The following is a 13,318-nucleotide window of genomic DNA, read 5'->3' on the forward strand; positions in this document are numbered from 1 at the left end:
GACGGGCCGGATGCGCAAGGCTCCGGAAGCCTTCGACCTCAGGCGTGACTCAGCGGCAGCGCCGTCGTGTACTTGATCTGTTCCATCGCGAACATCGAGTTGACGTCCGCCAGCTTGGCGCCCTTGATGAGCATCTTGTAGACCCGGTCGTAGCCCTCGATGCTGGGCACCGACACCTTCATCAGGTAGTCGGTGCTGCCGGTCGTCCGGTAGAACTCCGTGACCTCCGGGATGGCGCTCACGAGGCGGTGGAATTTCTCGTACCACTCGATGTCGTGCTGGTTCGTCTTGATCGAGATGAACACGGTCACGCCGACGTTCAACTGCTCGGGGTCGAGCAGCGCCACGCGCTTGCGGATGATGCCGCGCTTCTCCAGGTTCTGGATCCGCCGCCAGCACGGCGTGGTCGTCAGTCCCACACGCTCGGCGATGTCGTTGACCGCGGCCGTCGCGTCTTCCTGGAGGATGGCCAGGATTTCCCGGTCGACCCGGTCCAGGCGCTCATGGGAAGAGGAGGAGGAAGAGGTGGTTTTGGCCATGGCGCATCATAGTGTTTGGCTTGGTGCAAGAAAATGCTTGAAACGGCGATATAGGAGAAAATGGTTCTAGAGATCGGCCGTATCGAGCCAAAGTTAGCAATAATTTTCCTTCGTTAGAAGCATAGAATTTTTGCAACGAAACGCCGGATTTGCTCGCATGATTGCTCCCGATCACCACACCCTGCCCGAACTGCATACCCAGCTGGCCCACCTCGGGCGCGCGCCCGCGGAGCACGCCGGGATGGTCAACGTCCCGGTGTACCGCGGCTCCACGATCCTGTCGGAAACGCTGGAGGAATGGGAGTCGCGCAAGAGCGAAGGCAACCCGATGGCCAGCTACGGGCGCTTCGGTTCGCCGCTGACCCGTGCGCTCGAATCCGCGGTCTGCGAACTCGAGGGCGGCTTCCGCTCGATCCTCTTCCCCTCGGGCCTGTCCGCCTGCACCCATGCGCTGCTCGGCCTGCTCGAAGGGGGCGACCATCTGCTGATGAGCGACAGCGTCTACGGCCCGACGCGCCTCTTCGCCGAGCAGGTGCTGCGCCGGCTCGGCATCCAGGTCGAGTACTTCAACCCGATGGAGGTGGCGGACATGGCGCGGCGCGTGCGGCCCAACACCCGGGTCGTGTACCTCGAATCGCCGGGCTCGATGACCTTCGAGATGCAGGACATCCCCGCGCTGGCCGACATCGCCCACCGTGCCGGCGCGCTGGTGGTGCTCGACAACACCTGGGCCACGCCGCTGTTCTTCAAGCCCTTCGAGCACGGCGTCGACATCTCGGTGCATGCGGCGACCAAGTACATCGTGGGCCATTCCGATGCGCTGCTGGGCGTGGCCACCGCCAACGAGCGCGCCTGGCCCGCGCTGCAGTCGAGCGCGCACCACTTCGGCGAGACCGCCGGGCCCGACGACATCTACCTGGCCCTGCGCGGCCTGCGCACGCTGGCCGTGCGCATGCAGCGGCACTGGGAGAACGGCGTGCGCCTGGCCCAGAGCCTGCAGCGGCACGCCGCGGTGCAGCGCGTGATGCATCCCGCCTTGCCGAGCCATCCCGGCCATGCGCTCTGGAAGCGGGACTTCTCCGGCGCCAGCGGCCTGTTCGGCGTGGTGCTGCAGCCGATGACGCGGCCGCAGCTCTCGATGCTCTTCCAGCGGCTGCGGCTCTTCGGCATCGGCCTGTCCTGGGGCGGCTACGAGAGCCTGGCGCTGCTGGTGGACCCCGCGCCGGCGCGGAGCTCGCTCGCGGCGCCGAGCGAGGGGCCGCTGCTGCGCATCCACGCCGGCCTGGAATGCGTCGAGGACCTGATCGCCGACATGGGCCAGGCGCTCGATGCCGCGCTGCAGGTGGGCGCGGCGGGCGATCTCTCCCTGGCCGAAGAGGTGCTCCATGGCTAGGCCCGCGGAACCGGCGGCGCTCGGACTCGACCACGTCGGCCTGGGCATCCGCGACCTGCTGCGCGCGAGCGCGGCCTTCGAACGGATGGGCTTCCGGCTGTCGCCGCTGAGCCTGCATGCGGGCGCGCTGAGCCCGGGCGGGCCGGTCGTGCCCTGGGGATCGGGCAACCGCTGCGCCATGTTCCGCCAGGGCTACTTCGAGCTGCTGGGGCTGCTGGACCCGGCGCTGCCGAGCAACGTGAAGGCGATGGTGGAGCGCTACGAGGGGCTGCACATCGTCGCGCTCGACTGCGCCTCGGCCGACCAGGCCCATGTGGCCTATGTGCAGGCCGGCGTAGCCGCGAACGCGCCCATCGCGCTGGAACGCGACGCCACCTTCGGCGCCCGCGACGAGCACACGCGGCGGGCGCGCTTTCGCAACGTCTACTTCGATCCGGCCGCGCATCCCGAGGCGCGCTTCATCGTGATCGAGCACGGCACGCGGGAGGTGCTCTGGCAGCCGCATCTGCTGGCCCATCCCAACGGGGCCGAGGCGCTGGCGGCGGTGTACCTGGCCGTGGCCGACCTCGATGCGAGCGCCGCGCGCATGGCGCGGCTGCTGGGCCGCGCGCCCACCCCGGCCTTCGGCGGCCGGGGGCGGCGCTTCGCGCTGCGGCAGGGGACGCTGTGGCTCGCCGACGAAGCGACGCTGCGCGGCCTCTGCCCGGTGCTGGCCGAGGCGCCGGTGCAGCGCGTGGCCGCCGCGACCATCGCCGTGCAGTCGCTGCCGGCGCTGGCCGCCTACCTGGAAAGACAAGGCGTCCCCTTCGCCGAAGGGACGACGCCGGACGACGGTGCCCGCTCGATCTGGGTCGGGCCCGTCGAGGCGCAGCACGCTGCGCTGGAGTTCGTGCAAACAAGTCAACAACGGAGTGCAACATGAGAGCAGCAGTCATCTATGAACACGGCGGACCCGGTACCGTCCGCTACGAAACGAACTTCGCGGATCCCGTGGCGCAGGCGGGCGAGGTCGTCCTCAAGGTCGGTGCTGCATCGCTGAACTACCACGACGTCTTCACCCGCAACGGCATGCCCGGCATCACGGTGCCCATGCCGATGATCATGGCCCTGGACCTGGCCGGCGAGATCGTCGAGGTCGGCCCCGGCGTCGAAGGCGGATGGAAGGTCGGCGACCGCGTGATGGTCGACCCCTCCGACCGCAAGACCTTCGGCGGCGTGATCGGCGAGGCGCGCCATGGCGGCCTGGCGGAGTACTGCGCGATCCCCGACCACCACCTGGTGCGGCTGCCCGACGACGTGAGCTTCGAGACCGCGGCCTGCCTGCCCGTGGCCTACGGCACCGCCTGGCGAATGATGGTGACCATCGGCAAGGTGCGCGCGGGCGAACGGGTGCTGGTGCTGGGCGCCTCGGGCGGCGTGGGGACCTGCTGCGTGCAGCTGGCCAAGCTCGCGGGCGCCGAGGTCGTCGCCGCGGCCTCGAGCCCGGAGAAGCTGGCGCGCCTGAAGGCGCTCGGCGCGGACCACCTCATCGACTACAAGCAGGACGACTTCATGAAGTGGGTCTTCGGCACCTTCGGCAAGCCGCATCGCCGCCTCTACGAGAAGGGCATGGACGTGGTGGTGAACTTCACCGGTGGCGACACCTGGGTCAAGTCGCTGCGCACGCTGCACCGCGGCGGCCGCATCCTCACCTGCGGCGCGACCGCGGGCTACGACCCGAAGGAGGACCTGCGCTTCATCTGGAGCTACGAGCTGCAGGTGCTCGGCTCGAACGGCTGGGCGCGGGAGGACCTCACGAGCCTGCTGGACCTGGTGCGTTCGGGCAAGCTGCAGCCCGTCGTCGACCGGACCTATGCCCTCGACCAGGTCAACGAGGCCTTCCAGCACCTGGAAGACCGCAAGGTCTTCGGAAAGATCCTGGTGAAGCCATGAGCGACGACGTCACCAGGCGTCTCGGCCAGCCCGAGCTCGAAGCCATCTTCGAGCGTTCGCCCTTCATGCGCTTCATGGGCCTGGAGGTGCTGCGGGTCGATCATGCGCAGTCGACGCTGGCCGTGCGCATGCCGATCCGGCCCGAGTTCGAGCGCGGGCGCGCCGGCTCCCAGCAGTTCCATGGTGGCGCCATCGCCTCGCTGATCGACGTGGTGGGCGATTTCGCGATCGGCATGATGGTTGGCGGCGGCGTGCCGACGATGAACCTGCGCATCGACTACCTCCGGCCCGGCGTCGGTGCCTACCTGGACGGCACGGCGACGGTGCGCCGGACGGGCCGCACCTCGGCCGTGGTCGACATCGAGATCGCCGGGGCCGACGGCAAGCTGGTCGCGCTGGGCCGCGGCACCTACGTGCCGATCACCGGCTGAGGAGGAGTCCCCCGATGCGCGCGTCCATGCGATGGGAGCCTTGCGCGGCCTCAGCCGGCCTGCGCGACGCCCGCGAGGGCGCGGTCGATGATGTCCTCGGACTGGATCAGCACGCCGGCGCGCCAGTCGGGCGCCGCGGGATAGAAGGCCTCGCGGATGTCCTGCATCAGGCGTGCGCGCAGCGCGCGTCCGGCCTCGGTTTGGACGGCGGCGTGCCGGGTGGCCCACAGCCATCGGGCGGCCATCGACGCGCGCTGCATCAGCGGCCGGGGCAGGGTGCCGAACTCGACCACCACCGCGGTCGTGCGCCGCGCCGGCAGCAGGGCCACGAAGGCGTCGACCAGCAGGCCCTGGTAGTTCGCGACCGCCTTGTGCGTCACGCCCTCGCGGTTGACCGCGCGCTCGCCCCACCAGCGGCGCGCGCGCTCATAGGGGGCGGAGCCCGGCGCATGGAAGCACAGGAAGACGTGGCCGCGCTCGGGACCGATGCCGGTGTGGAAGTCGATGAAGGCGGCCGATTCCGCCACCTGCAGATGGTCGGCCACGGCCTGCCTGAAGGCCTTGTTGGACCATTGTTCGCGCGCGCCGCCATAGAAGATGCCGTCGTCATGCGTGTACTGGCCGCCGTTGAAGGCATCGGAGTAGCGCTGTTCGCCGACCGCTTCGCGCAGGGCGGAAAGCCGCTCGAAGAGGCGCGGGACTTCGTCTTCGTCCCAGTCCGCCTGATCGATCAGCGCATGCACCTGCGCGTAGCCCGGATTGGCGGGCAGGGGCCGGCCGAAGTCGACGAAGTTCCGGTTGAGGTCCACGTTCTCCTCGGTGAAGCGCAGCGCATGGGCGAAGCCCCAGGGGTTGTGCGCATGGAAGAACAGCACGGCCGTGTCGGCGGGCAGGTGGCCCGGCCGAAAGCGGCGCAGCCAGTGCGTCTGCGCCGCGGAGCCGGAGTAGCCCTCGATGCCATGGGTGCCGCAGCCCACGGCGAGCACATGCCGCGCATCGGCCGGCCCGAGGCGCGCGACATCGAGGCACAGCGCCTCGCCCGCCGGACCCACCTGCGCGGGATGGCGGTATTCGGTCAGGGCCGCGCCCGCCGCGCGGGCCGCCTCCAGGAACTTCGACCGCGCCTCGGCGTAGGTCTCGGAAAACACGGAAAGACTGTTCATGCTTCGACTTTGCATCGTTTGGAAATGAGCTTCCATGCTATTGAAATTCGTTGAAAAATAATTCCAATTTCTATTGCTTTCTATTGGGAAAAAGAAAACCTCATGTGGAAAAACCTCGGTGATTTGATAGACCATTCCAAGGCCGGCGAAGCCATCGCCCTGGTGGACTGCGGACGCGGCGACGTGCCGATGCACTACAGCTATGCGCAGCTCGATGCGCGCATCCGCGCCTGCGCGCGGGGCCTGCTGCGTTCGGGCCTGAAGGCCGGCGACGTGGTCGCGATCCTGAGCATGAACCGGCTCGAGTTCATCGTCGCCTACCTGGCGACGCTGCAGGCGGGCCTGGTGACGGTGCCGGTCAACCACAAGCTCGCCCGGGAGTCGGTCGAATTCATCCTGCGGGACTGCAACGCGTCGATGGCCTTCGTCGACGCGGCCCGCAAGCCGCTGGTGCCGCCCGGGATGCGCACCGTGTGCTTCGACGACGAAAGCTGGGTCGACTTCCAGGACGCGGGCCGCTTCGAGCCGGCCGCCGTCGATCCTTCCGACTGCGCCATGATCCTCTACACCTCCGGCTCCACCGGCCGGCCCAAGGGCGTGAAGCTGTCGCATGGCGGGCAGCTCTGGTCGGTGAAGTCCCGCTTCCGCACCCGCGCCTCGTACGAGACCGAGTGCTTCCTCGTCGCGGCGCCGCTGTTCCACATGAACGCGCTCACCAACTGCAAGTTCGCGCTGGCGGGGCATGCGCGCATCGTGCTGATGCCGCAGTTCGAAGTGCTGAAGTTCATCGACGCCATCGAGCGCCACGGCGTGACCTGGGTCACCTCGGTGCCGACCATGATGGCGATGGTGGTGCGCGAGCAGGCGGCGCTGTCGAAGATCGATACGACGCGCGTGCGCTTCATCCGCCTGGGTTCCGCCCCGGCAACCGGGCAGCTCTACGAGGCGCTGTCCAGTGCCTTTCCCGCGGCCACGATCGCCGGCGGCTACGGCACGACCGAGGCCGGCCCGATCGTCTTCGGTCCCACCGAGGGGCGCGCGCTGCCACCGAACGGCGGCCTGGGCTGGCCCCTGCCGGACGTCGAGGTCCGCCTGGTCGATCGCGCGGGCCGCGAGGCCGACGAAGGCGAGCTCTGGATGCGCACGCCGGCCAACCTGCTGGGCTACCTGAACCTGCCCGAGCAGACCGCGAAGGTGCTCACGCCCGATGGCTGGTACATCTCCGGCGACATCTTCCGCCGCGACGCCACGGGCTGCTACCACTTCGTGGGCCGCGCGGACGACATGTTCAATTGCGGCGGCGAGAACATCTACCCGGGCGAGGTCGAGCAGGTCATCGAGAAGATGCCCGAGATCCTGCAGGCCTGCGTCGTGCCGGTGGCCGACGAGATCAAGGGCCAGAAGCCGGTCGCCTTCGTGGTCGTGCGTTCGGGCATGCGCACCGATGAGAACGCGGTCAAGCAGTTCGTGCTCGCCAACGCACCCGCCTACCAGCATCCGCGGCGCGTGGTCTTCGTCGATGCGCTGCCGCTGGCCGCCACCAACAAGGTCGACCGGCGCCAGCTCATGCAGCGCGCGGCCGCGCTCGCGGCCTGAAGGCCACCGCTTCTTTCCGTCCTTCCTTCCCTGTCTTCTCCGTCACTTCCGAGGCTCACATGAACGCAATCCTTTCCCGTTTCGTCGCCGCGTGCACGCTGGCTGCCATCGCATCGGCGCCCGCCCTGTCGGCGGCGACGGAGGCGGGCTACCCGACCCGGCCGGTCCAGCTCGTGGTGTCCTTTCCGCCCGGCGGTTCTTCCGACTTCTTCACCCGCTCGATCGCGAACGAACTCTCCAAGGCCTGGGGCCAGCCGGTGGTGGTGGACAACCGCCCGGGCGCCGGCGGCAACATCGGCGCCCAGTTCGCGGCGCGCGCGCGGCCGGACGGCTACACGCTCTACATGAGCTCGCTCAACACGCATGCGATCAACCCGACGCTCTACAAGAACCCGGGCTTCGACCACGTCAAGGACTTCACGCCGATCTCCAAGATCGCGACGGTGCCCAACGTGCTGGTCGTCAATCCGGCGCTGCCGGTGAAGTCGGTGGCGGAGCTGGTCAAGCTCGTGAAGAGCGAACCTTCCAAGGCCTTCTACGCGAGCTCCGGCACCGGCACCGGGCCGCACATCTCCATGGAGCTGTTCAAGAGCATGACGGGCACGCAGATGACCCACGTGCCCTACAAGGGCAGTGCGCCCGCCATGGCGGACGTGATGGCCGGGTCGGTGCCGATGGAGATGGACAACCTGCCGGCGGTGCTCGCGCAGATCAAGGCGGGCAAGCTGCGCGCGCTGGCGATCTCCTCGAAGACGCGTTCGCCGGAACTGCCGGACGTGCCGACGATGGTCGAGGCCGGCGTGCCGGGCTACGAGGTCACCTCGTGGTGGGCGATGTTCGCGCCGGCCAGCACGCCGCCGGAGATCGTGGCGAAGGTCAACGCCGACGTGGTGAAGGCGCTCAACGCCGCGCACACCAAGGAGCAGTTCGCGAAGCAGGGCGCCACGCCCGCGCCGTCGACGCAGGCGGAACTGGCCGAGCTGGTCCGGACCGAGACCGCGCGCTGGAGCAAGGTGATCAAGGAGGCCGGGATCACGGCGGACTGAGGCGGGCTTTTGGAGAGCCGCCCGCCACCTGCATCCAGGACCGGTTCCGGGTCGGCGCATGAGGCGAGCGCCCAGGGGCGTGGCGTCATCGAGACAAGCTCGCATGCCGAGGCCTTCTCGTGTCTTGTGGAACCGCCGGTGACTACATCACCGTCGCATGCGGATGCAGCGGATGGGCCAGCGTGTCGGCGATCAGCCGCAGCGCATGGTCGCAGGCCTCGCGCGACATCGGGCCGCCCAGGCAGATGCGCACCGCCTCGGGCGGGGCGCCGTCGGTGGAGAAGGCCGCGCTCGCGACCACGCCCACGCTCTGCGAACGCAGGTAGGAGGCGAACTCCACCGTGCTCCAGGCCGAGCTCAGCGGCAGCCACAGATGGAAGCCATCGCTCGGCGCACCGACACCGTAGGCGCCCAGGTGGCGGGCCGCCATGGCCTGCCGCACGGCCGATTCGCCGCGCACGGCCTGCAGCATCGCGTCGGCGGTGCCGTCCTCGACCCACAGCGTCGCGAGCGCGTTGGTGATCGGCGAGGCCATCACGGTGGTGGCGCGCAGCGCACCCGCGAGGCGCTGCGACTGTCGCGCGCTGGGTGAACGCACGTAGGCATTGCGCAGGCCTGCACCCAGGGTCTTGGAGAAGCCGGTGATGTAGTAGGTGAGCTCGGGCGCCAGCGTGGCGATGGCCGGCGGCATCTGGCGCGGCAGCAGGCCGTAGGCGTCGTCCTCGATGATCGGGATCGCATAGCGCAGCGCGATGTCGGCCAGCGCTTCGCGCCGCGCGCGCGAGACGGTGGCGGTGGTCGGGTTGTTGAGCGTGGGGTTGATGCACAGCGCCCTGGGCTTGAGCGTCCTGCAGGCGTGCTCGAAGGATTCGCCGATCGGCCCTTCCTCGTCGAGCGGCAGCGCATGCAGCTGGATGCCCAGCTGCGTGGCGATGGCCTTCACGCCCGGATAGGTCAGGGCCTCGACGCAGATCAGCTCGCCGGGCCGCGCGAGCTGCGAGAACAGCGCGGTCAGCACGCTGTGGATGCCGGGGCATACCAGCAGCTGGTCGATCCGGCAGTCGGGGATGCGCGCGCGAATCCACTGCATGCCGGCCTCGCGGTCGCGTGGCGTGCCGCCGAAGTCCTGGTAGCGCAGAAGGTCGTAAGGGTCGGTGTCGCGCATCACGCGCGCCGCGCTGGCCTGCATGCGATCGAGCAGGACCGCATCCTGCGGCTCGGGCGGCAGGTTCATCGACATCTCGGCACCGCCGCCGCCGCGCAGCGGCACGGCCGGGCTGGTGCCGCGGATGAAGGTGCCGGTGCCCGAGCGCGAATCGATCAGCCCGCGCTTGCGCGCCTCGGCATAGCCACGCGCCACCGTCGTGTAGTTCAGGCGCAGGTCGGCCGCCAGGTCGCGCAGCGTGGGCAGCTTGTCGCGGGCGGTGAGCCGGCCGGTGCGGATGTCCTCGGCGATCAGGTCGGCGAGCAGGAGGTAGGCCGGCTTGTCGCTGGCTTCCAGCCGCTTCTGCCATTGCTGGGTGGTCTTGTCCATCGCATGCTCCGTCGAAGTTGATCGCATGGCTTGATCGGATCGATCGGAGGTGATGAACGCATGAAGCGTGCCGCCGGCAGAGGGCGGGAATGCATGGATCGTGTGCATCGGCATCCCATGATCGGGTGCATTGATTGCATGGAAACGCATCAATCGGGTGCGGCGCGGCGGGCTGCGATGGGCCCGAGGCCGCCCGCGACATGCGGCGCGAAATTTTTTTCGGGGCCGCATGGCGCACGCCTGCTGATTGATCGCGCATTGATCGCACGCCACCGCGGCCGAGGTGGCACACCGCATGCGAAAGAGAAGGGCGCGCAAGCCCTTTTTCTTTCATCCATCCCTCCACGGAGTCCCGCATGCCCCAAGTCACCAAAGCCCCCAACGTCACCGGCGAACACCTGGTCGACTACGAACAGAAAGTCTTCGAGGACGTGAAGGCCGACCCCGGCGAGAAGGCGCTGGTCACCTTCCACACCGTGGCCTTCGAAGGCTCGATCGGTTTCGTCAACCTGCTGCAGGCCACGCGCCTCAAGCGCAAGGGCTACGAGACCTCGGTGCTGCTCTACGGCCCGGGCGTCACGCTGGGCGTGCAGCGCGGCTTCCCCACGCTCGGCGACGAGGCCTTCCCCGGCCACCAGAACTTCAACAAGCAGATCGTCAAGTTCATGGAGGAGGGCGGCAAGGTCTACGCCTGCCGCTTCGCGCTGCAGGCGCTGTACGGCCACGGCGAAGGCGCGTTGATTCCGGGCATCGTGCCGATCAACCCGCTCGACGTGCTGGACATCGTGCTGCTGCACAAGAAGGCCGGCGCGGTGATCCTCGACACCTGGACGCTCTGACCATGTCCACCCCCAGTCTTCGCGCACTTCGTGTCGCTTCGCCAACCCCCTCGCCGGGGGCGACACCAGCGGCCCGGCAAAGCCGGTTCCGCGGCGTCTCCCGCGAAGAGCGGACGCTGCGGGGGAGTCGCTGAAATGGCCCGAATCATTCGTGCCGCGGCCGTCCAGATCGCGCCCGACTTCGAGAACGTCGACGGCACCCTGAACCGGGTGTGCGCGGCGATCGACGAGGCCGGCGCCCAGGGCGTGCAGCTGGTGGTCTTCCCCGAGACCTTCGTGCCCTACTACCCCTACTTCTCCTTCGTGCAGCCGCCGGTGCTGCAGGGGGCGGCGCATCTGCGGTTGATGGAGCGCGCGGTGGTGGTGCCGGGCCCGGTCACGCTGGCGGTGGCCGAGCGCGCGCGTGCCCACGGCATGGTGGTGGTGCTGGGCGTGAACGAGCGCGACCATGGCAGCCTCTACAACACGCAACTGGTGTTCGATGCCGATGGCAGCCTGCGGCTCAAGCGCCGCAAGATCACGCCGACCTACCACGAGCGCATGGTCTGGGGGCAGGGCGATGCGGCCGGGCTCAAGGTGGTCGACACCGCCGTCGGCCGCGTGGGTGCGCTGGCCTGCTGGGAGCACTACAACCCGCTCGCGCGCTATGCGCTGATGGCGCAGCACGAGGAGATCCACTGCGCGCAGTTCCCCGGTTCGCTGGTCGGGCCGATCTTCGCAGAGCAGATGGAGGTCGCCATCCGCCACCACGCGCTCGAGTCGGGCTGCTTCGTCGTCAACGCGACGGGCTGGCTCGGCGAGGCGCAGATCCAGGCCATCACGCCCGATGCGGGCCTGCAGAAGGCGCTGCGCGGCGGCTGCCACACGGCCATCGTCTCGCCCGAGGGCAAGCACCTCGCGGCGCCGCTGACCGAAGGCGAGGGCATGGTCGTCGCCGACCTCGACATGGCGCTGATCAGCAAGCGCAAGCGAATGATGGATTCGGTGGGCCACTACGCGCGGCCCGAACTGCTGAGCCTGGCCATCAACGAACGACCCGCTGCCACCACCTTCGCGATGCCCGCGGGCGCACCTGCTTCTCCTTCGCTCCCTTCCAACGGAATCAATCCCCATGACCACGACAGCCTCTCCCTCCAGCCGGCAGTTGATGACCGAGTTGCAGTCCTTCGGGTTGCGGCTGGCTGACCCTTCGGCCGGCGCGGCCAGCCGCCGTGGCGGCGCGGGCCCGTCGGACCACAAGGCCGTGGTCGTCGACGGCCACACGATCATGGTGCCGGTGCACACGTCCACCGCGTGGCACTCGCCCTTCACCGCGCAGGCGCCCGATGCGACGGGGCAGAGCATGCTCACGCACGGCACGATCCCCATCGCGCGCATCAGCTTTCCCAGGCAGCCGCGCTTCTACGGCATGCAGACCTTCGATGGCGTGCCCTATTCGCAGATCGCCACGTTGCACGGCAGCGACGTGCTGGCCACCACGGTGCTGCAGACCTGCATCCGCTACGAGAGCCGCAGGAAGACCTGCAAGTTCTGCGCGATCGGCCAGTCGCTCGCGGCCGGCCGCACCATCGCGCGCAAGACGCCCGAGCAGCTGGCCGAGGTGGCGCGTGCGGCGGTGCTGCTCGACGGCGTCAAGCACATGGTGCTGACCACCGGCACGCCCAACGCCACCGACCGCGGCGCGCAGATCCTCTGCGAGAGCGCGTTCGCGATCAAGGCCGCGGTCGATCTGCCGATCCAGGGCCAGTGCGAGCCGCCCGACGACGACCGCTGGTTCGCCCGCATGAAGGCGGCCGGCATCGACACGCTGGGCATGCACCTCGAGGTGGTCACGCCCGCCGTGCGCGAGAGGATCATGCCGGGCAAGGCCAGCGTGCCGATCGCGCGCTACATGAGCGCCTTCGAGGCGGCCGTCGGCGTGTTCGGCCGCGGCCAGGTCAGCACCTACATCCTGGCCGGGCTGGGCGACACGCGCGAGGCCATCCTCGAGATCTGCGATGCGCTGCTGGCGCTGGGCGTGTACCCCTTCGTCGTGCCCTTCGTGCCGATCGGCGGCACGCCGCTGGAAGACCATCCCGCGCCGACGCCCGCCTTCATGCAGTCGATCCTGCAACCGCTGGGCCAGCGCGTGGCCGCGGCCGGGCTGCGCTCGGGCGACATCAAGGCGGGGTGCGGCAAGTGCGGGGCGTGTTCGTCGCTGTCCGTCTACGAGGGTTGAGCCATGTGTTCCATCGACGATGTGATCGAGCCCGTGGGGCACTACGCGCCCGTCGAGTTCCTGGTGCGCGAGGCCGCGCAGCCCTGGGAGCGCGACGAGGCCCATGCGCTGCGGCGCGCGGTGTTCTGCATCGAGCAGGGGATCTTCGTCGGCGACGACCGCGATGCCGTCGACGACCGCGCGCAGCTGCTGGTCGCGATGTCCTGCATCGGCGGCATGCCCGACCAGGTCGTGGGCACGGTGCGCATCCATGAGGAGGCGCCCGGGCTGTGGTGGGGCTCGCGCCTCGCGGTGCATGCCGCCTTCCGCAGCCAGGGCCACCTGGGCGCGACGCTGATCCGGCTGGCCGTCACGCGCGCGCATGCGCAGGGCGCTCACGGCTTCATGGCCCATGTGCAGGCGCAGAACGAGGCGCTGTTCCACAAGCTGCACTGGCGCACGACCGGCACGCTCGCGATCCATGGGCGGCCGCACGTGGCGATGCAACCGGACTTTGCGCACTACCCGCCGTGCCACGACCCGCTGAGCGGCTTCGTGTCGCGGGCGCGTGCTTCTTTTCCCTCTCCCGCCGCGAGCGGGCGGGGCGAGGGCTGCCGCCGTGGATGAGCTTGCTTCGCACACCGAAGG

Annotated in this window: 13 protein-coding genes; 10 read left to right on the forward strand and 3 right to left on the reverse strand. The window is 69.1% G+C overall.

The genetic code is table 11. The features are described from left to right. Window positions 1–38: 38 nt before the first annotated feature. Entirely contained in the window at window positions 39–497 is a 459-nt protein-coding gene (locus QTI20_RS14630; RefSeq protein ID WP_286553418.1) for an Lrp/AsnC family transcriptional regulator, read from the reverse strand. 199 nt (window positions 498–696) lie between these two features. Here QTI20_RS14630 and metC point away from each other — a divergent pair, with 199 nt between their 5' ends. Genes metC through QTI20_RS14650 form a run of 4 tightly spaced genes read left to right on the forward strand, consistent with a single transcriptional unit; the run spans window position 697 to window position 4,295 of the window. Then, window positions 697–1,932, forward strand: coding sequence for a cystathionine beta-lyase (metC, locus tag QTI20_RS14635; RefSeq protein WP_286551890.1), 1,236 nt, complete (start codon window positions 697–699; stop codon window positions 1,930–1,932). Continuing rightward, entirely contained in the window at window positions 1,925–2,854 is a 930-nt protein-coding gene (locus QTI20_RS14640; RefSeq protein ID WP_286551892.1) for a VOC family protein, read from the forward strand. The genes metC and QTI20_RS14640 overlap by 8 nt, the downstream gene beginning before the upstream one ends. Then, entirely contained in the window at window positions 2,851–3,864 is a 1,014-nt protein-coding gene (locus tag QTI20_RS14645; protein ID WP_286551894.1) for a zinc-binding dehydrogenase, read from the forward strand. Before QTI20_RS14640 ends, QTI20_RS14645 begins: the two co-directional genes overlap by 4 nt. Further along, window positions 3,861–4,295, forward strand: a complete 435-nt coding sequence (locus tag QTI20_RS14650; RefSeq protein ID WP_183029251.1) for a PaaI family thioesterase — start codon at window positions 3,861–3,863, stop codon at window positions 4,293–4,295. Before QTI20_RS14645 ends, QTI20_RS14650 begins: the two co-directional genes overlap by 4 nt. 50 nt (window positions 4,296–4,345) lie before the next feature. On the opposite strand, the gene QTI20_RS14655 is transcribed toward QTI20_RS14650, so the two are convergent. After that, window positions 4,346–5,458 carry a M14 family metallopeptidase gene (locus QTI20_RS14655; RefSeq protein WP_286551896.1) on the reverse strand — a complete coding sequence of 371 codons (1,113 nt, stop codon included), beginning with the start codon at window positions 5,456–5,458 and terminating at the stop codon, window positions 4,346–4,348. 102 nt (window positions 5,459–5,560) lie between these two features. Between QTI20_RS14655 and QTI20_RS14660 the strand changes: the two genes are divergently transcribed. Beyond that, window positions 5,561–7,054: a class I adenylate-forming enzyme family protein gene (locus tag QTI20_RS14660; protein WP_286551897.1), complete on the forward strand. Its 1,494-nt coding sequence runs from the start codon at window positions 5,561–5,563 to the stop codon at window positions 7,052–7,054. A gap of 59 nt (window positions 7,055–7,113) precedes the next feature. Further along, window positions 7,114–8,100 (forward strand): Bug family tripartite tricarboxylate transporter substrate binding protein, encoded by a 987-nt coding sequence (locus tag QTI20_RS14665; protein ID WP_286551899.1) that lies wholly within the window; start codon window positions 7,114–7,116, stop codon window positions 8,098–8,100. A 142-nt stretch (window positions 8,101–8,242) separates the two neighbouring features. Here QTI20_RS14665 and QTI20_RS14670 read toward each other — a convergent pair whose 3' ends face one another. Then, window positions 8,243–9,634: an aminotransferase-like domain-containing protein gene (locus QTI20_RS14670; RefSeq protein ID WP_286551901.1), complete on the reverse strand. Its 1,392-nt coding sequence runs from the start codon at window positions 9,632–9,634 to the stop codon at window positions 8,243–8,245. Between the two features lie 356 nt (window positions 9,635–9,990). Between QTI20_RS14670 and QTI20_RS14675 the strand changes: the two genes are divergently transcribed. From QTI20_RS14675 to QTI20_RS14690, 4 genes are all read left to right on the forward strand, one after another. Continuing rightward, window positions 9,991–10,473 (forward strand): MSMEG_0572/Sll0783 family nitrogen starvation response protein, encoded by a 483-nt coding sequence (locus tag QTI20_RS14675; protein ID WP_183029256.1) that lies wholly within the window; start codon window positions 9,991–9,993, stop codon window positions 10,471–10,473. A 135-nt stretch (window positions 10,474–10,608) separates the two neighbouring features. Further along, on the forward strand, window positions 10,609–11,658 hold the full coding sequence (locus QTI20_RS14680; RefSeq protein WP_286551903.1) for a Nit6803 family nitrilase: 1,050 nt from the start codon (window positions 10,609–10,611) through the stop codon (window positions 11,656–11,658). Further along, window positions 11,621–12,691 carry an MSMEG_0568 family radical SAM protein gene (locus QTI20_RS14685; RefSeq protein ID WP_286553420.1) on the forward strand — a complete coding sequence of 357 codons (1,071 nt, stop codon included), beginning with the start codon at window positions 11,621–11,623 and terminating at the stop codon, window positions 12,689–12,691. Before QTI20_RS14680 ends, QTI20_RS14685 begins: the two co-directional genes overlap by 38 nt. 3 nt (window positions 12,692–12,694) lie before the next feature. Further along, window positions 12,695–13,297, forward strand: a complete 603-nt coding sequence (locus QTI20_RS14690) for an MSMEG_0567/Sll0786 family nitrogen starvation N-acetyltransferase (RefSeq protein ID WP_286551906.1) — start codon at window positions 12,695–12,697, stop codon at window positions 13,295–13,297. Window positions 13,298–13,318: the final 21 nt, after the last annotated feature.

It is taken from the genome of Variovorax sp. J2P1-31 (genome assembly GCF_030317215.1).
In the GTDB taxonomy this organism is placed as follows: domain Bacteria; phylum Pseudomonadota; class Gammaproteobacteria; order Burkholderiales; family Burkholderiaceae_C; genus Variovorax.